The 19,342-nt window shown below is 70.0% G+C and carries 18 protein-coding genes; 9 read left to right on the plus strand and 9 right to left on the minus strand.

What is annotated here, in order from left to right:
* Positions 1 to 50 precede the first annotated feature (50 nt).
* Positions 51 to 1,280 carry a cytochrome P450 gene (locus ACFOY2_RS15840; RefSeq protein ID WP_379528772.1) on the plus strand — a complete coding sequence of 410 codons (1,230 nt, stop codon included), beginning with the start codon at positions 51 to 53 and terminating at the stop codon, positions 1,278 to 1,280.
* Here the strand turns inward: ACFOY2_RS15840 and ACFOY2_RS15845 are convergent, their stop codons facing one another.
* Entirely contained in the window at positions 1,281 to 2,690 is a 1,410-nt protein-coding gene (locus tag ACFOY2_RS15845; protein WP_379528773.1) for an MFS transporter, read from the minus strand. It abuts the gene before it with no gap.
* Positions 2,687 to 3,292, minus strand: a complete 606-nt coding sequence (locus tag ACFOY2_RS15850) for a TetR/AcrR family transcriptional regulator (RefSeq protein ID WP_379528774.1) — start codon at positions 3,290 to 3,292, stop codon at positions 2,687 to 2,689. Before ACFOY2_RS15850 ends, ACFOY2_RS15845 begins: the two co-directional genes overlap by 4 nt.
* A 111-nt stretch (positions 3,293 to 3,403) precedes the next feature.
* Here ACFOY2_RS15850 and ACFOY2_RS15855 point away from each other — a divergent pair, with 111 nt between their 5' ends.
* Positions 3,404 to 4,540 (plus strand): Fic family protein, encoded by a 1,137-nt coding sequence (locus tag ACFOY2_RS15855; RefSeq protein ID WP_379528775.1) that lies wholly within the window; start codon positions 3,404 to 3,406, stop codon positions 4,538 to 4,540.
* Positions 4,541 to 4,546: 6 nt separating this feature from the next.
* On the opposite strand, the gene ACFOY2_RS15860 is transcribed toward ACFOY2_RS15855, so the two are convergent.
* The 5 genes from ACFOY2_RS15860 to ACFOY2_RS15880 all read right to left on the minus strand — a co-directional run bounded on the left by ACFOY2_RS15860 (position 4,547) and on the right by ACFOY2_RS15880 (position 10,305).
* A complete protein-coding gene (locus ACFOY2_RS15860) occupies positions 4,547 to 5,407 on the minus strand; it encodes a helix-turn-helix transcriptional regulator (protein ID WP_379528776.1) in 861 nt (286 codons plus the stop codon).
* A 283-nt stretch (positions 5,408 to 5,690) separates the two neighbouring features.
* Positions 5,691 to 7,919: a catalase/peroxidase HPI gene (gene katG / locus ACFOY2_RS15865; RefSeq protein ID WP_379528777.1), complete on the minus strand. Its 2,229-nt coding sequence runs from the start codon at positions 7,917 to 7,919 to the stop codon at positions 5,691 to 5,693.
* A 27-nt stretch (positions 7,920 to 7,946) separates the two neighbouring features.
* Positions 7,947 to 8,384 (minus strand): Fur family transcriptional regulator, encoded by a 438-nt coding sequence (locus tag ACFOY2_RS15870; RefSeq protein ID WP_379528778.1) that lies wholly within the window; start codon positions 8,382 to 8,384, stop codon positions 7,947 to 7,949.
* Positions 8,385 to 8,809: 425 nt separating this feature from the next.
* Complete coding sequence (locus tag ACFOY2_RS15875; RefSeq protein WP_379528779.1) at positions 8,810 to 9,451, minus strand: biliverdin-producing heme oxygenase; 642 nt, start codon at positions 9,449 to 9,451, stop codon at positions 8,810 to 8,812.
* A 128-nt stretch (positions 9,452 to 9,579) separates the two neighbouring features.
* Positions 9,580 to 10,305 carry an alpha/beta hydrolase gene (locus ACFOY2_RS15880; RefSeq protein ID WP_379528780.1) on the minus strand — a complete coding sequence of 242 codons (726 nt, stop codon included), beginning with the start codon at positions 10,303 to 10,305 and terminating at the stop codon, positions 9,580 to 9,582.
* An 83-nt stretch (positions 10,306 to 10,388) separates the two neighbouring features.
* Between ACFOY2_RS15880 and ACFOY2_RS15885 the strand changes: the two genes are divergently transcribed.
* Entirely contained in the window at positions 10,389 to 10,628 is a 240-nt protein-coding gene (locus ACFOY2_RS15885) for a hypothetical protein (RefSeq protein ID WP_379528781.1), read from the plus strand.
* Between the two features lie 8 nt (positions 10,629 to 10,636).
* Here the strand turns inward: ACFOY2_RS15885 and ACFOY2_RS15890 are convergent, their stop codons facing one another.
* Together ACFOY2_RS15890 and ACFOY2_RS15895 are read right to left on the minus strand one after the other, a co-directional pair.
* Positions 10,637 to 11,611 (minus strand): ABC transporter ATP-binding protein, encoded by a 975-nt coding sequence (locus tag ACFOY2_RS15890; protein ID WP_379528782.1) that lies wholly within the window; start codon positions 11,609 to 11,611, stop codon positions 10,637 to 10,639.
* Positions 11,595 to 12,596, minus strand: a complete 1,002-nt coding sequence (locus ACFOY2_RS15895; protein WP_379528783.1) for an ABC transporter ATP-binding protein — start codon at positions 12,594 to 12,596, stop codon at positions 11,595 to 11,597. Before ACFOY2_RS15895 ends, ACFOY2_RS15890 begins: the two co-directional genes overlap by 17 nt.
* Before the next feature lie 129 nt (positions 12,597 to 12,725).
* On the opposite strand from ACFOY2_RS15895, the gene ACFOY2_RS15900 reads away from it, so the two are divergent.
* Genes ACFOY2_RS15900 through ACFOY2_RS15925 form a run of 6 tightly spaced genes read left to right on the plus strand, consistent with a single transcriptional unit; the run spans position 12,726 to position 19,326 of the window.
* A complete protein-coding gene (locus ACFOY2_RS15900; RefSeq protein ID WP_379528784.1) occupies positions 12,726 to 13,934 on the plus strand; it encodes a dipeptidase in 1,209 nt (402 codons plus the stop codon).
* Positions 13,934 to 15,499 carry an ABC transporter substrate-binding protein gene (locus ACFOY2_RS15905; RefSeq protein ID WP_379528785.1) on the plus strand — a complete coding sequence of 522 codons (1,566 nt, stop codon included), beginning with the start codon at positions 13,934 to 13,936 and terminating at the stop codon, positions 15,497 to 15,499. Before ACFOY2_RS15900 ends, ACFOY2_RS15905 begins: the two co-directional genes overlap by 1 nt.
* Before the next feature lie 5 nt (positions 15,500 to 15,504).
* The gene (locus ACFOY2_RS15910) at positions 15,505 to 16,458 is read left to right on the plus strand and encodes an ABC transporter permease (RefSeq protein WP_379528786.1); all 954 of its coding nucleotides are present in this window, start codon (positions 15,505 to 15,507) and stop codon (positions 16,456 to 16,458) included.
* Positions 16,455 to 17,309, plus strand: a complete 855-nt coding sequence (locus ACFOY2_RS15915) for an ABC transporter permease (RefSeq protein WP_379528787.1) — start codon at positions 16,455 to 16,457, stop codon at positions 17,307 to 17,309. Before ACFOY2_RS15910 ends, ACFOY2_RS15915 begins: the two co-directional genes overlap by 4 nt.
* Positions 17,309 to 18,475: a M24 family metallopeptidase gene (locus ACFOY2_RS15920; RefSeq protein WP_379529012.1), complete on the plus strand. Its 1,167-nt coding sequence runs from the start codon at positions 17,309 to 17,311 to the stop codon at positions 18,473 to 18,475. Before ACFOY2_RS15915 ends, ACFOY2_RS15920 begins: the two co-directional genes overlap by 1 nt.
* Positions 18,476 to 18,486: 11 nt before the next feature.
* The gene (locus ACFOY2_RS15925; protein WP_379528788.1) at positions 18,487 to 19,326 is read left to right on the plus strand and encodes an alpha/beta fold hydrolase; all 840 of its coding nucleotides are present in this window, start codon (positions 18,487 to 18,489) and stop codon (positions 19,324 to 19,326) included.
* Positions 19,327 to 19,342: the final 16 nt, after the last annotated feature.

A 19,342-nucleotide genomic window follows, 5' to 3' on the forward strand; every position in this document is an offset into this window, starting at 1 on the left:
GCCAGCTCGAACCGCGTCTTAACTCCGTCGGAACGTGCCAGGATAGATGAGTGCACATCGATCTCGCGGATCTGGATTTCTGGCGCAAACCCCTCAAAGAGCGGAATGAGGCGTTCGCCCGGCTCCGGCAACTGGAGCATCCGGTGTTCTTCCCGGAGAAGAAGGTGCCCTTCCTGCGGTCGGGCAAAGGCTTCTACGCCCTCGTCCGCCACGCCGACGTGGTCGAGGCCGGCCGCAACGCCAAACTCTTCTCCAGCGAGCCCGCCGTGACCAACCCCGAGCCGCCCGGCTGGGTGAAACAGGTCTTCGGCGAGTCGATGGTCAACATGGACGACCCCCGCCACGCCCGCCTGCGCAGGATCGTCACCCGCTCGTTCAGCCCGCGCATGCTGGCGGGCCTGCAGAACGACATCGAGGCCGCCTGCGCCCGCATCGTCGACGACGTCGTCAAGGACGGGCCGAAGGACTTCGTCTCCCAGGTGGCCGCCAAGCTGCCCATCCACGTCATCTGCGACATGCTCGACATTCCGCCGGAGCTGCGGGCCAAGGTCCACCAGCACGTCGACGTCTCCACCGCCTACACCGGCGTGCGCCCCAGCCTGGCCCGCAGCGTCCAGCTCGCCGGGCAGAACATGCTGGCCCTGCTGGCGCTGCAGCGCATGGTCATCAAGCTCGGCCACGAACGCGCCGCCGAACCCAAGGGCGACCTGGTCTCCCTGCTGGTCAACGCCAACCCCGACGGGGAGAAACTCACCGACAAGGAGCTGGGCTCCTTCTTCGCGCTGCTGCTGGTCGCCGGCAACGAGACGGCCCGCAACACGATGGCCCACGGCATCAGGCTCCTCACCGAGAACCCCGCGCAGCGCGAGCTGCTCATGAGCGACTTCGACGCCCACGTGGGCGGGGCCGTCGAGGAGATGGTCCGCTACGTCTCGCCCATCATGCAGTTTCGGCGCACGGTCACCGAAGACTGCGAGCTGCGCGGCCTGGAACTGAAGAAGGGCGACAAGGTCGTGCTCTTCTACGGCTCGGCCAACCGCGACGAATCGGTCTTCCCCGACGCCGACACCTTCGACATCACCCGCGACACCAAGCCCCACGTCGGCTTCGGCGGCCCCGGCCCCCACTTCTGCCTAGGCGCCAACCTGGCCAGGCAGGAACTGCGCACGATGTTCCGCGAGCTGCTGACCAGGCTGCCGGGCATCCGCTCGGCCGGGGAGCCCGAACTGCTGCTGTCCAACTTCGACAACAGCGTCCGCAGCCAGGCGTTCACGTTCTGACTAGCCGTCGTCCTCGTCCGCCAGCACGTTCGTCCTGATCGTCAGGGACGTGATCAGCGCCGCCACCACCATCATCCCCGCGCTGATCAGCATCGCCCGCCTGAACCCCGCGTCGAACACCGGCGGGTTCCTGAACGCCTCGCCCACCAGCCCGACCAGCGGCGGCACTGCGGCCACCGCCAGCAGGCTCCCGGTGCGGGCGACGGCGTTGTTGATGCCGCTGGCCGTGCCCGCGTGCCGGTCGTCGGCCGTGGCCAGCACCGTCGCCGTCAGCGGCGCCACCGTCGCCGACAGGCCCAGCCCGAACACCGACACCGCGGGCAGCACCTGCAGCGGATAGGAGGCGCCCTGACCGATCGTGCTCATCCACACGAACCCGACGCCCGCCACCAGGATCCCGATCGTCATCGGCCAGCGGGGACCGAACCGCTTGGCCACCTCTCCTGCCCTGGCCGACAACAACATCATCAGGATCGTCGTCGGCAACATCGACAACCCGGCCTCGATGGGGCCGAAGCCCGAGACCACCTGGAGCTGGACCACCAGCAGGAAGAACACCACGCCCATGGCGGCGTACATGATGAGCGTCACCACGTTCACCGCCGTGAACACCCGATCACGGAACAGCTCCACCGGCACCAGCGCGTCAGGCGACCTGCGGATCTCCGTCACCACGAACGCGGCCGCCGCCGCGAGCCCCACGACCAGCGGCACCGGCGCGCCCTCCTGGATGAGCCCGTAGGTGATCCCGGCCAGCGCCAGCGCCGCCAGCGCCGCGCCCAGCACGTCGAACCGCCCCGCCGCCTGCTCGTCCCTGCTCTCCGGAACGTGGCGCAGGGTGACGAACACGATCAGCGCCGCGAACGGCAGATTGATCAGGAACGCCCACCGCCACCCGGCCGTCTGCACCAGCGCCCCGCCCAGCAGCGGCCCGATGGCGCTGGCCACCCCGCCGAGCCCCGACCACGCCCCCACCGCCCTGGGCCGGTCGTGCCGCACGAACGACGCCTGGATGATCGCCAGCGCCCCCGGCGTCAGCAGCGCGCCCCCGATGCCCTGCAACGCGCGGGCTCCGATCAGGAACTCGATGTTCGGCGACAGCCCGCACAGCGCCGAGGCCACCGCGAACCAGACCGTGCCGATGAGAAAGACCTTCCGCCTGCCGAAGCGGTCGCCGAGCGAGCCGCCCAGCAGGATCAGCCCGGCCAGGGTCAGCGTGTAGGCGTTCACCGTCCACTGAAGGCCCTCCATCTGCGCACGGAGGTCGGCGCCGAGGAACGGCAGCGCGACGTTCACCACCGTGCTGTCGAGCAGCGCGATCCCGGAGCCGAGCACGGTCGCGAACAGGATCCAGCGGCCACGGGCCGACTTGAGCTCGACGTGCCCGTCCGCGCGGACACCATCGGTCACGGGGTGGCTCCGCTGCCGAGGGCTCGTAGCACGAACTCCGACACCAGCTCCGCGGCCGTCTCCACCGTCACCTCGCCGCTGATCAGCGGCACCCGCTCGGCGCCGATCACCGCGAGCACCATCCGGGCCGTCGCCGCCGCGTCGAGCACCCGGAAGTCACCCGACTCGACCCCGCTGTCCAAGATCTCCACCAGCACCCGCTGCATGGGCGCGACGTGCTCGGCCAACTGCTGGTAGGCGTCGGGCCCGAGCGCCGCGCTGAGATCGGCGGCCCCCGGATGAGGATGCGCCAGCAGCCCGGCCAACTGCAGCCGCACGAACGCCCGCAGCCGATCGGCCGGTGAGGCCCCCTCGGGCAACTCTTGCTCGTAGCTGTCGATGAAGTACTGGGTCACCCGCTCGGTGAACGCCAGCAGCAGCGCGGCCTTGTCCGGGAAATAGTTGTACAGGACGGTCCTGGTGATCCCGGCCTCGCCGGCCACGTCGGTCATGGAGATGGCGTCGATGCCCTGCACCTTGGACAGGCGCGAAACGGCCTGCAGAATCCGGTCGCGCGTCTGGGCGCGGTGCTCGCCGATGGTGGCGGCGGAGATGCGGGGCATGGACCCATGGTAGGCCGGTCTGGACTTCTCATGGCAGAATGAACGCACCGCATATATGGACAAATCATCAACTCATTTGAGTAGATGATTAAGTCATGCTTGCATGACTCCATGCTGTACTCCACACCCGCGCTCCAGGCCTTCGACAAGGCGGTGCTCGCCGAGATCGAGGACATGCGGCAGGAGTTGAAGTACCGTCTGGCCGAGCCGCACCGCTGGGACGGTCGACTCCGAAGGCAGCTTCAGGCCCGGGCGATCCAGGGGTCGAACGCCATCGAGGGCTACCGGGTGGGCGTCGAGGACATCCAATCGATCATGGCGGGTGAGGAGCCTCTCGAAGTGAGCTCCTTGGTGGCCAGGGAAATCGCCGGCTACCAGCAGGCGCTCACCTACATCGGACTGCTGTCGCGGGCCCCGGACTTTCGCTATGACGCGGGGGTGCTCAACGCGCTCAACTTCATGATGATCGGCCACCATCGCAACAAGACGCCCGGTGTGGTCCGGCCTGGCGCCATCTATATTCGCGATTCGGTGTCCCGTGAAGTGGTCTATGAAGGGCCGGACGCCGAACTGGTTCCCGGGCTCATGGACGAGCTGGTCGCATGGCTCAACGAGGGCGATCTGGACGCGCCGAGCCCAGTGCGGGCCGCGATGGCCCATTTCAACCTGGTGAACATCCACCCCTGGCGTGACGGGAACGGTCGGATGTCACGCGCCCTGCAGACGCTGGTGCTCGGCCGTGACCTGATCATGACGCCCGAGTTCTCCTCGATCGAGGAGTGGCTGGGCCAGCATCGCGCCACCATCGAGTACTACGACGTGCTCGGCGCGGTCGGCCGCCGCCGTTGGAGCCCGCACGGCGACACCCTCGACTGGGTGCGGTTCTGCCTCAGGGCACACCACATGCAGGCCCAGCGGGTGGCCGCCCGCCTGTCCCAGGCTGGGGAGATCTGGACGCTGCTGGAGGAGCAGGTGGACGCCGACGGCCTCAACACCCGCTGCGTCTCCGCCCTCTATGAGGCGTTCGCGAGCAGGCGGCTGCGCCGCAGCAGGTACCAGGCCGACGAGGAGCTCAGCCAGGGTCAGGCCGCCCGCGACCTGCGCGACCTCACCGCCAAGGGTTGGCTCCAGCCCTACGGCGAGACGAAGGGCCGCTACTACGAGGCGGGCCCGAGGATGGTCCGGCTCAAGGACGAATTCGCCGAACGGGTCACGCCGTTGCGCGATCCGTACCGGTCACGTCCGTGACAACCTTCACTCGGGTGAGGCGGCCGGGGCGCGGATGGCGGTGACGCGGAGGAAGTCCAGTTTGTCGGCTTCGGGGGAGTGGGCGGCGGCGGTGTAGACGACGACCTTGAGATCGGTGCCCGCCACCGTGAGGACGTCGCAGTCCAGCGTGAGATCGCCGACGACGCGGTGGGTGATGGTCTTGCGGTCGCCGTCATGCGTTCCGACCGCCCCGCTCGCCCACAGGCCGGCGAAGCGGGGGCTGGCGGCGCGGCACTCGGCGATCAGGCGGCGCAGGCCCGGATCGTCCGGGTAGGTGGCCTGGGCGGCGCGCAGGTCGGCCACGAGTGCCGCTTCGACGGCGTCCTCGCCGCGTTCCGACCTCACCTGCCACTGACGGTCCGCCGGGGCGAGGAACGTGGCACGGACGAAGTTGCGCTCGGCGGCGGGGGCCTCCAGCGGGTCGCCGATGAGCGTGGCCCACAGAGGGGTCCAGGTGAGCAGCGTCCAGTCCGCGGTGAAGACGGCGAGCGGCAGGTCGCCGAGCCGGGTGATGAGCCGTTGCACGCCGGGCGTCAGATGCGAGGAGACGCGGCCGGGCGCGGGCGGCAGGAGGCCGGCCAGGCGGTAGAGGTGGTCGCGTTCTGCGACGTCGAGGTGGAGCGCGCGGGCGAGCGCGGCGATGACCTGCTCGGAAGGGTTTGTGGCCCGTCCCTGTTCGAGGCGTACGACGTAGTCGACGGACAGCCCGGCCAGCGCCGCGAGCTCCTCCCTGCGCAGTCCCGTGGCCCGGCGTCCCGAGCCGGAGGGCAGGCCGGCCTCGTCGGGGGAGAGGCGGTCACGCCACACGCGCAGAGTGCTGCCCAGGGCGTTCTGCGCATCGGTCACGCACGACATTCTCGCCCGAACCGCCCCGGTTGAGCCTGGTACTGCCAGTCCTCCCCCGTGGCAGGGGACGCGGATCGGTTCAGGGGGCCGCCGCCCTGAGTGGGGCCGTCGCCCTTTGCGGGGCTGCCGGCTTGCGGGCTCGTCGGCTCGTGGGGCCGTTGGCTTGTGGGGCTGTTGGCTTGTGGGGTCGTCGCACGGTTCGGCCGGTGTGCGCTTGATGGTGCGGGCCGAGGACGTCCAGGCCGGCCGGCGCGGAGGCCGGCCTGGACGCCAGGATCGACGATCAGACGAGGTCGAACCGGTCCAGGTTCATGACCTTGTCCCACGCCGCGACGAAGTCGTTCACGAACTTCTCCTTCGCGTCGTCGCTCGCGTAGACCTCCGCGAGCGCCCGCAGCTCGGAGTTCGACCCGAAGACCAGGTCGGCCCGGCTGCCGGTCCACTTGACCGCGCCCGTGGCGTCACGGCCCTCGAAGGTGTTCGCGTCCTCGGACGTCGCCGTCCACGTCGTGCCCAGGTCGAGCAGGTTGACGAAGAAGTCGTTCGTCAGGACCTCGGGGGTCGCGGTGAAGACGCCGAGCGGCGACTGCTGGGTGTTCGCGCCCAGGACCCGCAGACCGCCGACGAGGACGGTCATCTCGGGGGCGCTCAGGGTCAGCAGGTTGGCCCGGTCGAGCAGCAGGTACTCGGCCGGCAGCCGGTTGCCCTTGCCCAGGTGGTTGCGGAACCCGTCGGCGGTCGGCTCGAGCGCGGCGAACGACTCCACGTCCGTCTGCTCCTGCGCGGCGTCCACGCGGCCCGGCGTGAAGGGGACCTTCACGTCGTACCCGGCGTCCTTGGCGGCCTTCTCGACGCCCGCGCCGCCGGCGAGCACGATCAGGTCGGCGATCGAGACCTGCTTGCCGCCGCTCTGGGCGGCGTTGAAGGCCTGCTGGATGCCCTCAAGGGCGCGCAGCACCACCGCGAGCTGGTCGGGGTCGTTGGCCTCCCAGCCGCTCTGCGGCTCCAGGCAGACGCGGGCGCCGTTGGCGCCGCCGCGCTTGTCGCTGCCGCGGAAGGACGAGGCCGACGCCCACGCGGCGGACACGAGCTGCGACACCGTCAGCCCCGAGGCCAGCACCTGGGCCTTGAGCGCGGCGACGTCGCCGGCGTCGATGAGCTGGTGCGTCACCGAGGGCAGGGGGTCCTGCCACAGCAGCGTCTCGGCGGGAACCTCCGAGCCGAGGTAGCGCACGATCGGGCCCATGTCGCGGTGGGTCAGCTTGAACCACGCGCGGGCGAAGGCGTCGGCGAACTCGTCGGGGTTGTCGCGGAAGCGCCGCGAGATCTCGTCGTAGATCGGGTCGACGCGGAGCGAGAGGTCGGTCGTCAGCATCGTCGGGGCGTGGCTCTTCGACGAGTCGTGGGCGTCGGGCACGGTGCCCGCCCCTGCGCCGCCCTTCGGCCGCCACTGGTTGGCGCCCGCGGGGCTCTTGAACAGCTCCCACTCGTAGCCGTACAGGATCTCGAAGAAGCTGTTGTCCCAGGTCACCGGGGTGTTCGTCCAGATGCCCTCAAGGCCGCTGGTGATCGCGTCGCCGCCCTTGCCGGTGCCGAAGCTGCTCTTCCAGCCCAGGCCCTGCGCCTCGATCGGGGCGGCCTCGGGGTCGGGGCCGACGTGATCCGCCGGGCCCGCGCCGTGGGTCTTGCCGAACGTGTGACCGCCCGCGATCAGCGCGACCGTCTCCTCGTCGTTCATCGCCATCCGGCGGAACGTCTCACGAATGTCACGGGCCGCGGCGAGCGGGTCGGGGGTGCCGTTCGGGCCCTCCGGGTTGACGTAGATGAGGCCCATCTGGACGGCGCCCAGCGGGTTCTCCAGCTCGCGGTCGCCGGTGTAGCGCTGGTCGCCGAGCCAGGTGGTCTCGGGGCCCCAGTAGACGTCCTCGTCGGGCTCCCACACGTCCGCACGGCCACCGGCGAAGCCGAAGGTCTTGAAGCCCATCGACTCCAGGGCGACGTTGCCCGCCAGGATCATGAGGTCGGCCCACGAGAGCTTGCGGCCGTACTTCTTCTTGACCGGCCACAGCAGGCGGCGGGCCTTGTCGAGGTTCCCGTTGTCCGGCCAGCTGTTGAGCGGCGCGAAGCGCTGCTGCCCGGCCCCGGCGCCGCCGCGGCCGTCGCTGATGCGGTAGGTGCCCGCGCTGTGCCACGCCATCCGGATGATGAACGGGCCATAGTGGCCGAAGTCGGCCGGCCACCAGTCCTGCGAGGTCGTCAGCACCTCGGCGATGTCCCGCTTCACGGCCGGCAGGTCAAGGCTCTTGAACGCCTCGGCGTAGTCGAACTCCCCGCCGAGCGGGTTGGCCACGGCCGGGTTCTTGGCGAGGATCTTCAGGTTGAGCTGCTCCGGCCACCACTGGCGGTTTCCGCCGCCCTGAGTCGGGTGCGGGGCGCGCGTGTGCGCGACCGGGCAGCCACCTCCACCCTCGGTCTTCGCGTCTGTGACGATTGCGTCGTTGTTCTCAGACATGGGAATCCTTCCGGACTATCACGGTGCTCAGGAACTGCTGGCGGTGGAACAGGCGGGGCACAGGCCCCAATAGATGACCTCGGCCTCGTCGATCACGAAACCGTGGCTGTCGGACGCGGTCAGGCAGGGAACCTCGCCGACCGCGCAGTCGACGTCGGCGACGACACCACACGACCGGCACACGACGTGGTGGTGGTTGTCGCCGATGCGCCCCTCGAACCTGGCCGGGCTGCCGGCCGGTTCGATACGGCGCAGGAGCCCCGCCGCGGTGAGCGCGTGGAGGGCCTCGTACACGGCTTGAAGCGAGATGTGGCCCACGCGATCGCGCACCCCGGAGGCGATCTCCTCGACGTCGAGGTGGTCGCCGTCCCGGACGATCTCCAGGAGCGCGACGCGGGCGGCCGTGACCCGCAGGCCGGCCGCGCGCAGTTCCTCGGCGGTGGTCGGAGTCTGGGATGCGGTCATGACGCCATACCTGACTTCATAAACACGAACTATACAAGACAACGAACGATCCAAGTCTAGGGCCGCGCCCCAGAACGTTCATCGCATTCCGGTTCTGGTACGAGACTTGACCTGGCGTTGACCTGCCCTCGGCTGGTGTGGGCCCGGCGTGGCGCGAGAGGTGATGGCATGGTTCGCGGCGATCGCCGAGGCGACGCTCGCGCAGCCGTGACGGCCAGGCGCAACTGGCCGGCCAAGGGTGAAGAAGCCGCAGAAGTCAGCGCGGCCAGGTGACGGCAGGGGGCCTGCCCCGAGGGTGCGGCGGAAACCGGCAAGACCGAGGGGACCAGGCCGGCCATGATCCCGAGGGCGTGGCGGAAACCAGCAGGACCGAGAGGGCCAGGCCGGTCATGGTGGCAGGAGCGGCCATGGTGGCCGGGGATGGGTCAGGCGGCGGCGACCACGTGTTGGAGCTCGGCCAGGACCTCGGTGTTCAGTTGGTAGGCCAGCCGCACCTCCCCGATGATCCGCTGCTGTTCGCGCTCGTCCAGCTCCAGTTCGTCCAGCCGGGCCCGGTACTCGTTCTTGAAACGCGGCAGGCTTCCCAGCTCGTCGAAGATGTAGAAGTCGACGCCCCCGCCCTTCTGGTAGCCGTAGATCTTCTGGAGCTCCATCCGGATGAACTGCCCGCCGGACAGGTCGCCCAGGTAGCGGGTGTAGTGGTGGGCGATGTAGCCGCCCGGCCAGTCGGCGACCTGGTGGATGCGTGCGACGAGCGTGCGGGTGGCCTTGGAGGGGGCGATCCTGGTGCGCCAGCTCGGGCCGTAAACGGTGGTGAGGTCCCGTTCCAGGGCTGACTCTCGGTACAGCTCGGGGAAGACGAAGCGGCCGGCCACCGGGTGCTCGGCGAGCTGCCGCGACACCCCGTCAAGGGCGACGTAGGCGAAGTAGTGTTGGGCTACCATTTCGCCGTATTCGTGCTCGCTCAATCTGCCGTTCATCAGCTCGGTGAGGTAGCCCTCGGACTCGGCTGACTGGTGGTCGCCCCAGGTGGCATTCCTCAAGGTCTCAGAGAACGACGTCGTCACGGCCCACCCCAACTCGCGCTAGCGTTTCATGACGAAGTGTCACAAACCTCGGCATCCATCGTCAAGCTGATGACGACACCATGTCATTAAAACCCTCCTCTCATCTCACGTACCCACGAAAGGCCAAGTCAAGAGGTCACCTCGCCGCCGCGCCCGAGAGCGATCAGGGCAAGGTTGCGCAGAGACGGGGAACCGGGGGTGAAATAGCCGCTGTGGCCGCCGGAGCCCGTCTCGAAGACATGCGCGGCGTACGCGCCGTCCATGGCGTCGGCGCCGAAGCCCAGCGGGCCCAGCCTGATCTTGGGCACGAACCGGATCCAGTCGTTGTCCGCGAGCCCCGTCCAGACGCGGACCTGCGGGGGGATTCGGGCGCCCGCCAAACCTGGGCTGCCGAAGACCGCCATGTCGGTGATCCGTAAGCCGGGCAGGGCCTTGGCGCAGACGACCGAGCCGTAGCTGTGGCACAGGAGAGACACCGGCGCGGGGGTGCGTCCGCGCAGTTCGGTGACCATGCGGCGCAGTTCGGCCGCTCCTGAGACGGCCGCCGCGTCGGTGAGCACGGCCAGGCTGACCGTGGGCGGGGCGTCGTAGCCGAGCCACGCCACCACCGCCAGCCGCTCTCGCGGGGCGAGCCTGGCCGCCTCGGCCAGCAACGCTCGCGCCGCGCCGCCGGGGCGTTCGGTGCCGACGTCGAACGTCTCCCGCGTCGTGTCGGCGCCCGGCACGACGACCGCCACCCGGTCGGCGGTGGCCAGGTCGCCATAGACCTTCACCAACCGCTCGGCGGGCCGACCCGGCAGGGCCAAGAACGCGCCGAGGGTGAGGATCGCTGCCAGGGCGAGGTTTCTGACCATGCCGGAGACGTTACGAAGAGGGTGCCGTCGTCGGCGTCACCGCAGGGTTTGAACTTCCGCGTCGTACCAAGGGTTGACGCCGGATGGGAGCGTCAACCTCCTGCTCGGCGTGCTGCCCGAGCTGGCTCAAGCCGCCGCCCGGCGGCACGATGGTGTTGTTCACCGGCAGCCTGGTGGAGGATCGCGGCATCTCGGACAAGGCCAGACGGCTCGCCGAGACCGTCGAAGACGACCTGGAGGAGTTCGCCGAGCGGATGCTGGGGGCGTTCGGGGTTCGCGAGGACGACGTCGTGCGGCGCGTCTTCCAACGTTCGGCGTGGTGACAGGCGGCCTAACGGTCGGCGTGGTGACAGGCGGCGTAGTGGTCGCCGACCGCCTCCAGCGCGGGTTCGACCTCGGCGCACCGCTCGGTCGCCTTCCAGCAGCGGGTGTGGAAGCGGCATCCGGGCGGCGGCGCGACGGGGCTCGGCGGGTCGCCCGCCAGCATGATCCGCGACCGGCCGCGCAGGTGCGGCTTCGGCACGGGCGCGGCCGACAACAACGCCATCGTGTACGGGTGCGCCGGCGCCCCGTACACCCCGGCCGCGGGCCCGACCTCGGCCAGCCGCCCGAGGTACATCACGCCGACCCGGTGCGACACGTGCCGCACCACGGCCAGGTCGTGGGCGATGAACACCAGCGCCACCCCGAGCGTGCGCTGCAGTTCGGCGAAGAGGTTGACCACCTGGGCCTGCACGGACATGTCCAGCGCCGACACCGGCTCGTCGCACACGATCACGTCGGGCTCGGTGGCCAGGGCGCGGGCGATGCCGATCCGCTGCCGCTGCCCGCCGGAGAACTCGTGCGGGAACCGGTTCATCCGGTCGGGGGACAGGCCCACCAGCTCCAGCAGCTCGCCTACCCGCTCCCGCATGGCGCGCGCGCCGGTGCACAGCCGGTGCACCCGCAGCGGCTCGGCGACGATGTCGTGCACGGTCATGCGCGGGTTCAGGGAGGTCAGCGGGTCCTGGAAGACCATCTGGACACGCCGCCTGATGTCGCGCGGCACGCCGCCGCGGGCGAAGAAGGGCCGGCCGCGGAAGGTGACCTCGCCCTGGTCGGGGCGTTCGAGGCCGACGAGCATGCGGGCCAGCGTGGACTTGCCGCAGCCCGACTCGCCGACGATGCCCAGGGTCTGGCCGGCGTGCAGTTCCAGGTCCACGCCCGCGACGGCGCGCACGGCCCCGCCCCTGGACAACATCCCGCCTCGGTAGGTCTTGTGCAGCCCCTCGGCGCGCAACACGGGCTGGTCAGACACGGGCGGCATCGAGCATCTCCTCAAAGTGGTGGCAGGCGGCGTAGCGGCCGGTGCCGGTCGGCAGCAGCGTCAGCGCCGGGCGTGTGGTCGAGCACACCTCGCTCGCCCGCGCGCAGCGCGGCGCGAAGGAGCACCCGGGCGGCACGGTCGCGGGGCTCGGCGGCGCCCCGGGGATGGCGCGCAGCGACTCGGCCGGGCTGTCCAGGTCGGGGATCGCGGCCAGCAGCGCGTCGGTGTAGGGGTGGGCGGGCAGGTCGTACAGCTCGCCGACCTCGCCGCTCTCCACGATCCGCCCGGCGTACATCACCGCCACCCGGTCGCTGACCTCGGCCGCCACCCCCAGGTCGTGGGTGATCAGCAGCACGGCGGTGCCCAGCTCACGCCGCAGCCGGTCGATGAGCGCCAGGATCTGCGCCTGTACGGTCACGTCCAGCGCGGTCGTCGGCTCGTCGGCGATGATCAGGTCGGGTTCGAGCGCCACGGCCATGGCCACGAGGATGCGCTGGCGCATCCCGCCGGAGAACTGGTGCGGATAGTCGTTGACGCGCCTGGCGGCGGCCGGGATGCCCACCAGGTCCAGCAGCTCGACCGCGCGGGCCCTGGCCTGCTTGCGCGAAGCGCCCCTGTGCACCCGGAACAGCTCGCCGACCTGGTCGCCGACGCTGAGCACCGGGTTGAGCGCCGACAGGGCGTCCTGGAAGACGAGCGTCATCGCGCTGCCGCGCAGCGCCCGGCGCTCCTCGGCGGACATCGCCGTCAGGTCACGGCCGCCGAGCCGGGCCGCCGCCGAGCGCACCCGGACGTTCGGGCCGTCGAGCAACCCCATGACGGCCTTGGCGGTGACGGATTTGCCCGATCCCGACTCGCCCAGCAGCGCCAACGTCTGGCCGCGTTCGATGGTCAGGTCCACGCCGCGCACTGCCGGGATCTCGCGTCCATGGGCGGTGAAGGTGACGTGGAGATCGCGGATGTCCAGGACGGGTGCCTCGCTCACCGCACCCCCTCCTCAGAAGTGACGAAACTTGGCGTTAACTCAGCTCAAGTTGCCGAAAAACAACTCCACTATTGCCTCTCACGCCCGATCCTGGCAAGCTTCCACGAAATCGGATGAAGGGGATTGCAAGTGCTGGAAGCCGCGAAGAGCTACAAGGGGTACCGTTCCTACGAGTACCTGGAAGCAGGCGTCGACTACCGCGAGTTCGACCTGGCGCCCGAGCTCGGCCGGGTTCCGGCGTACCAGGGGCCGGAACTCACCACCGAGCAGACCGAGCGCGTGCGCCGCCTGCTCACCGACAGCCTGGTCGTCTCGCTGCACGACCACCCGTCGATCTTCCCCGACGACATCGGCCAGACCGTCGACTACAACCGCACCGCCCGCCACCACACCGGCTACGCCGGCCTGGCCCGCTCCGGCATGACGGTCGTCTTCGACAACCTCATGGACGGCACCTGCTGCATCACCAGCCAGGCGGGCTGGAAGTGGAACGACGTGATCGCCGACATCGGCATGCGCCTGTCGGACCTGGCACACCAGGACTTCCTCATCAAGGTCGAGCGCCTGGCCGACGTGCGCCAGGCGCACGCGAGCGGCCGCATCGGACTGGTGCTCGCCCTGGAGGCGGCCACGATGATCGAGAACGAGGTCGACAGGATCGACATGCTGTACGGCTTCGGCGTCCGCCAGATGGGCATCGCCTACAGCGAGGCCAACACCCTGGGCAGCGGCCTGAAGGAGCGCGGCGACGGCGGCCTGACCCTGTTCGGCGAGAAGGCCGTACGCCGCATGAACAAACTCGGCATCGCCATCGACGTCTCCCACTCGGGCGACCAGACCTCACTCGACACGATCCGCCACTCCACCAAGCCGATCCTCATCACCCACGCGGGCGCCCGCTCGGTCTGGCCGACGAACCGGATGAAGCCCGACTCCGTCATCAAGGCGGCGGCCGAGCGCGGCGGCGTGATCGGCCTGGAGGCGGCCCCGCACACCACGCTCTCGCCCGACCACCCCCGCCACAGCCTGGAGTCGGTCATGGACCACTTCACCTACTGCGTGGACCTGGTCGGCATCGACCACGTCGCCTTCGGGCCCGACACGCTGTTCGGCGACCACGTGGGGCTGCACGACACCTTCGCCGAGCACCTGTCGCTCAACGAGGCGCACGCCGGCACCTCCTACGAGAAGGTCGCCTACGTGGACGGCCTGGAGAACCCGGCCGAGTGCTTCTGGAACATCATCGCCTGGCTCGTCGCCCACGACTACTCCGACGACGAGATCACCAAGGTCGTCGGCGGCAACGTCATGCGCGTGCTGGAAGAGGTCTGGTTCTGATGAGAGGTGTCATCCTGCTCACCGCGCTGGCCATCGCGACGGCGGCCTGCGCCCCGAGCGTGCCGGGCCAGTCGTCCTCCCAGAGCGCCGCGCCGGCCACCGCCGACCGCCTGACCATCGGCACGACCGCCGACGTGGTCAACTACAACCCGCTGGTCGGCAACAGCCGAACCGACTCGTGGGTCACCAACCTCATGTACCCGCACCTGACCCAGATGGACGAGGCCGGCAAGCGCGTCCCGTACCTGGCCACCGAGTGGTCCTACTCCGACGACGGCAAGTCCGCCACGGTGAAGCTGCGCGACGACATGAAGTGGTCCGACGGCAAGCCGGTCACCGCCGAGGACGTGGTGTTCTCGGTGACGACGGTGCAGAAGGAGAAGTTCGGCGTGGTCGCCGGGCTCATCACCGCCCTGGACAAGGCCGAGGCCGTCTCGCCGACCGAGGTCGAATTCTCCCTCAAGCGCCCCGACGGCACGTTCCTGGACAACGTCGGCTTCTGGCTGCCGGTCGTGCCCAAGCACGTCTTCGAGAAGGCGCCCAGCGTGCAGAAGTTCGCCAACGACGCCAACTGGGTGAGCGCGGGGCCGTTCAAACTCACCAAGGTCGAGCGCGGCCAGCGCTACATCATGCAGCGCGTGGACGACTTCGGCCCCGGCCGGCCGACCGTCAAGGAGATCGTCTTCCGGGTCTTCCCCGACGTGAACACCGAGGTCCTCGCGCTGCGCAACGGCGAGATCGACCTGATCGGCAACGTGCTGCCGCCCGCCACCGCGGCCGAGCTCAAGAGCGACCCGAAGGTCAAGCTGCAGCAGATCCCGTCGCTGGGCTGGGCGCACCTGCAGTACAACACCAAGCGCAAGCCGCTGGACGACGTCCGCGTCAGGAAGGCGCTCGCGCACGCCGTCGACTACGAGGCCATCAGGAACATCGCGCTCAAGGGCTACGCCAAGTCCACCAACTCCAGCGTGCTCACCCCCTCGCTGCCCGACTACGTCGACCCGTCCTCGCAGGAGTACGCCTTCGACCCGGAGCAGTCCAAGAAGCTGCTGGCCGAGGCCGGGGTGAGCAACCTCGGCCTGAGCATGATCTACGACCAGGCCGACCCGAACATCGCCCGCTGGGCCCCCATGGTCCGCGACTCGGCGAAGAAGGCCGGGATCACGATCACGCTGCAGGGCCTGGAGCGCAACACGTACGTGGACAAGTCGCTCAAACGTGACTTCGACATCTACGCCGGATCGTGGGCCGTCATGGACAACCCGCCCGCCAACCTCGGGCTGGCCTTCAAGACCGGCGGGTTCATCAACTACGCCCAGGTCACCGACTCCAAGCTGGACGACCTGATCGACCAGGCGCAGCGGGCGCTCAGCCCCGCCGAGGCCAAGCCGCCCATCCAGGAGGCCGCGCGGATCATCCACGACCAGGTCTACGACAACGTCCTGTACGTGGAGACGTTCAACATCGCGCACTCCACGAAGTGGACCGGGTTCAAGCCGATGCCCAGCGAACTGCTGTCCATCCTGAACCCGCTCTCCCTCGCCTCGGCCAAGCCGGCGGGCTGATCGCCATGCGGTTCATCGGCCTGCGGCTGGCCCGCGGAGTGCTCACCCTGTGGTTCGCGGTCACGGTCACCTTCTTCCTGGTCCGCCTGCTGCCCGGCGACCCCGTGATGGCCGTGGCCGACCCGAACATGACCGAGGAGCTGCGCCAGAAGCTCCTGGCCGACTTCGGCCTGGACCAGCCGCTCGGCGCGCAGTACGTCGACTACCTCGGCCAGCTCCTGCACGGCAACCTCGGCATGTCGTTCCGCCAGTCGATCCCCGTCACGACCGTGCTGATGGAGCGGCTGCCGTGGACGCTGATCCTGACGATCTCGGCCATGGTGGTGACGATCGCGCTGGGCATCCCGCTCGGCGTGCTCGCCGCCACCAAGGCCAAGGGGTGGCTGGACCGCCTGATCCAGATCACCGGCGTCACCGCGCAGTCGCTGTTCGTGCCGAGCGTCGGGATCTTCCTCATGTACGTCCTGGGCGTCTGGCTCGGCTGGTTCCCCATCGGCGGCGCGGTCGACCTCGACGCCACCGGCTTCGCCGCCACGCTCAGCATGCTGCACCACCTGGCGCTGCCGTGCCTGTCGCTGGTCCTCATCCAGCTCGGCGGCTACGTCCTGACCATGCGCACCACGCTCATCGACGCGCTCGGCGAGGACTACGTCGCGCTGGCCAAGGCCAAGGGCGTCCGGCCCGGGCGGGTCGTGTGGAAGCACGCCCTGCGCAACGCGCTGCTGCCGACCACCACCATCGCCGGGCTCCAGCTCGGCACCCTGGTCGGCGGCGCGGTACTGACCGAGACGATCTACGCCTACCCGGGCATCGGCCGCGCCATCTACGAGGCCGTCGGCCAGCTCGACTTCCCCGTCCTGCAGGGCGCGTTCGTGCTGCTCGCGGCGGCCGTCGTGGCCGCCAACCTGATCACGGACGTGGCCTACGGAATCCTCGACCCCAGGGTGCGCACCTCATGATCGCGGACGCCATCGAGCTCACGCCCAGGCAGCGGACCTGGAGCGCCTTCCGCCGCAACCCGCTCGGCCTGGCCAGCGGTGCCCTGCTGGCCCTGCTGGCGCTCGTCGCGCTCTTGGCGCCGCTGATCGCGCCCTTCCCCGAGGGGTACGGCACGGACACCTCCCAGCCGCCCTCGTCCGCCCACTGGTTCGGCACCGACGACATCGGGCAGGACGTGTTCGCCCAGGTCGTGTGGGGCACCCGGGTCAGCATGGCGGTCGGCGTCAGCGCCTCCGTGCTGGCCATCGTGATCGGCCTGCTCATCGGCGTCAGCGCCGCCTACTTCCGCCGCCTCGACACGCCGCTCGGCGTGCTGGTCGACCTGTCGCTGTCGTTGCCCGTGCTGCCGCTGATGATTCTGGTGGCGGCGCTGGCCGGGCCGAGCGTGCGCACGCTGGCCGTGGTCATCGCGCTGTTCAGCTGGCCCGAGGTGGCCCGCGTGGTCCGCTCGCAGGCGCTGGCGATCGTGCCCATGCCGTTCGTGTCGGCGGCCAAGGTCGTCGGCGGCTCGTCGTTGTGGATCGTGCGCAAGCACCTGCTGCCCGGCGTCATCCCCGTCGTCGGCGTGTCGGTCGTGCTGACCACCTCCCGCGCCGTGCTCGCCGAGGCGGGGCTGTCCTTCCTCGGCCTGGGCGACCCCAGCAGCTGGTCATGGGGGACGATCCTGCACAAGGCACAGCAGTCCGGCTCGCTGGCCTCCGCCTGGTGGACCACGCTCTTCCCGTCGCTGGCCATCCTGCTGCTCGTCCTGTCGACGACGCTGCTCTCCGTGGCCTACAACGACGCCCGTAACCACAGGAGCGACTCGTGATGTTCAGCCAGCGGCTTCCCGACGCCTTCTACGCCGGCGCACTCGACCGCGTACGCGCGCGGATGGCCGAGGAGGAGCTGTCGGCGCTGCTCCTCGACGACCCGCTCGACGTCGCCTACCTCACCGGATTCCACCACTTCCCGAACGAGCGTCCGGTCGCCTGCTGGCTGCCGCTCGACGACGACCCCGTCCTGCTCGTGCCGGACCTCGAACGCGAATACGCCCAGGACCAGCGGGCCCGTGCCGAGATCGTGGCCTATCCCGAGTTCCCCGGCCGCCGCTCGCCGTTCGCGGTGCTGGCCGAGCGCGTACGCCGGCCCGCGACCGCCGCGTACGCCCCCTCCACCAGCGTCGCCCGCGCCCGGGCCCTGGCCGAGGCGTTCCCCGGCACCCGCTGGAGCGCCTCCGAGGCCGTCGGCCGCGTCCGGCTGCGCAAGACGCCCGAGGAGATCACGCTGCACGAGGAGGCCGCGCGCATCGCCGACGCCATGCTGGAAGCCGGCGTCGAGCTGGTCAGGGCGGCCCTCGAAACCGGCGGCGAGCTGCCCGCAGAGACGGAGCTGGCCTCCCACGTCATCGCCCACGGCGCCCGCCTCATGTACGCCAAACACCGGGACGTCGTCGTGGTCCCCATGCTCACCGGCGGCCTCGTCTACGGCGGAGCCAACTCGGCCCAGCCGCACCGGCTGCCCGGCGGTGACCGGCTGCGGGCGGGGGAGACGTTCATGCTCTCGCTCGGCTGCGCCGTCGGGGGCCGGTTCGTCGAAAGCGAGCGCACGTTCGTCATCGGCGAGCCCACCACGCGGCAGGCCCGCTACTACGAGAGCGTCCGCGAGGCCCAAGAGGTCGGCACCGAGGCCCTGGTCGCGGGCCTGACCTGCGAGGAGGTCAACCGCCGCTGCCTGGCGGTGATCGAGGAGGCCGGGCTGGGCGCGCACATCCGCCACCGGCAGGGGCACGGCATCGGGCTCGGCTTCCACGAGCCGCCGTGGCTGTCCGACGGCGACGCCACCGAACTGGCCCCCGGCATGATCCTGTCCAGCGAGCCGGGCGTGTACGTGCCGGGGCACGCCGGCTACCGCATCTCCGACACCGTCCTGGTCACCGAGTCGGGGCCGCGCCGGCTGACGGCCTACCCGCGCGAACTCACCGACGTCATCATCTGAAAGGCACACACGTGTTCGTCGACATCAACGGCAACCCGCTGAACGTCGAGATCCTCGGCGACGGCGAGGAGACGATCATCGCCCACCACGGCGCCCCGGGGCTCGGCTCGCTCGCCGAACCCAAGGCCGGCTTCGGCCGGCTCGCCGACGCGTACCGGGTCGTCGTCTTCGACGCCAGAGGATCGGGCAGGAGCGGACAGAACGGGCCGTTCACGCACGAGCAGTGGGTCGCCGACGTCGAGGGCCTGCGCGAATGGCTCGGCGCCGAGCGCATCGTGATCGCCGGCGGCTCGTACGGCGGCTTCATCGCCATGGAGTACGCCGCCCGCCACCCCGCCCGCGTCAGCGCCGTCGTGCTGCGCGACACCTCGGCCGACAACGCCAACCAGGAACTGGCCACCCGCAACGCCGCCGCCTCGTCCCGGGTGCGGATCGACCCGGCCAAGCTGGAGCGCATCATGTCCGGCACCGTCCGCGACGACGCCGACCTGAAGGACTGCTGGCGGGAGATCCTGCCGCTCTACGACCACGACTACGACCCGGCCAAGGTCGAGCAGCGCGTGGCAGCCACCCCGTACCACTACCGCACCCACAACCACGCCTTCGCCGTGAACCAGCCCAACTACGACATCAAGCACCTGCTGCCCGGCATCACGGCCCCGGTCCTGGTGACCGTCGGAAGGCACGATTGGATCACGCCCGTCGAGTGCAGCCAGACCATCGCCCGCCTCATCCCCCGGGCGGAGCTGCGCGTTTTCGAGAAGTCCGGCCACTCGCCGCAGGTCGAGGAGGCCGAGCTGTGGGAGGCGACCGTCCGCGACTTCCTCGGCAAGGTGCGCGAGCGGCGCTGAACACGCGATGATGCCC

This window comes from Nonomuraea purpurea, assembly GCF_042650645.1.
GTDB classification, from domain to species: Bacteria; Actinomycetota; Actinomycetes; order Streptosporangiales; family Streptosporangiaceae; genus Nonomuraea; species Nonomuraea purpurea.

Excerpts from the sequence above, each read along its gene's own strand:
- ACFOY2_RS15920 (WP_379529012.1), top strand. The coding sequence starts at position 17,309 with ATGTTCAGCCAGCGGCTTCCCGACGCCTTCTACGCCGGCGCACTCGAC.
- ACFOY2_RS15915 (WP_379528787.1), top strand. The coding sequence starts at position 16,455 with ATGATCGCGGACGCCATCGAGCTCACGCCCAGGCAGCGGACCTGGAGC.
- ACFOY2_RS15850 (WP_379528774.1), bottom strand. The coding sequence starts at position 3,292 with ATGCCCCGCATCTCCGCCGCCACCATCGGCGAGCACCGCGCCCAGACG.
- ACFOY2_RS15905 (WP_379528785.1), top strand. The coding sequence starts at position 13,934 with ATGAGAGGTGTCATCCTGCTCACCGCGCTGGCCATCGCGACGGCGGCC.
- ACFOY2_RS15885 (WP_379528781.1), top strand. The coding sequence starts at position 10,389 with ATGGGAGCGTCAACCTCCTGCTCGGCGTGCTGCCCGAGCTGGCTCAAG.
- ACFOY2_RS15880 (WP_379528780.1), bottom strand. The coding sequence starts at position 10,305 with ATGGTCAGAAACCTCGCCCTGGCAGCGATCCTCACCCTCGGCGCGTTC.
- ACFOY2_RS15890 (WP_379528782.1), bottom strand. The coding sequence starts at position 11,611 with ATGCCGCCCGTGTCTGACCAGCCCGTGTTGCGCGCCGAGGGGCTGCAC.
- katG (WP_379528777.1), bottom strand. The coding sequence starts at position 7,919 with ATGTCTGAGAACAACGACGCAATCGTCACAGACGCGAAGACCGAGGGT.
- ACFOY2_RS15910 (WP_379528786.1), top strand. The coding sequence starts at position 15,505 with ATGCGGTTCATCGGCCTGCGGCTGGCCCGCGGAGTGCTCACCCTGTGG.
- ACFOY2_RS15855 (WP_379528775.1), top strand. The coding sequence starts at position 3,404 with ATGCTGTACTCCACACCCGCGCTCCAGGCCTTCGACAAGGCGGTGCTC.
- ACFOY2_RS15870 (WP_379528778.1), bottom strand. The coding sequence starts at position 8,384 with ATGACCGCATCCCAGACTCCGACCACCGCCGAGGAACTGCGCGCGGCC.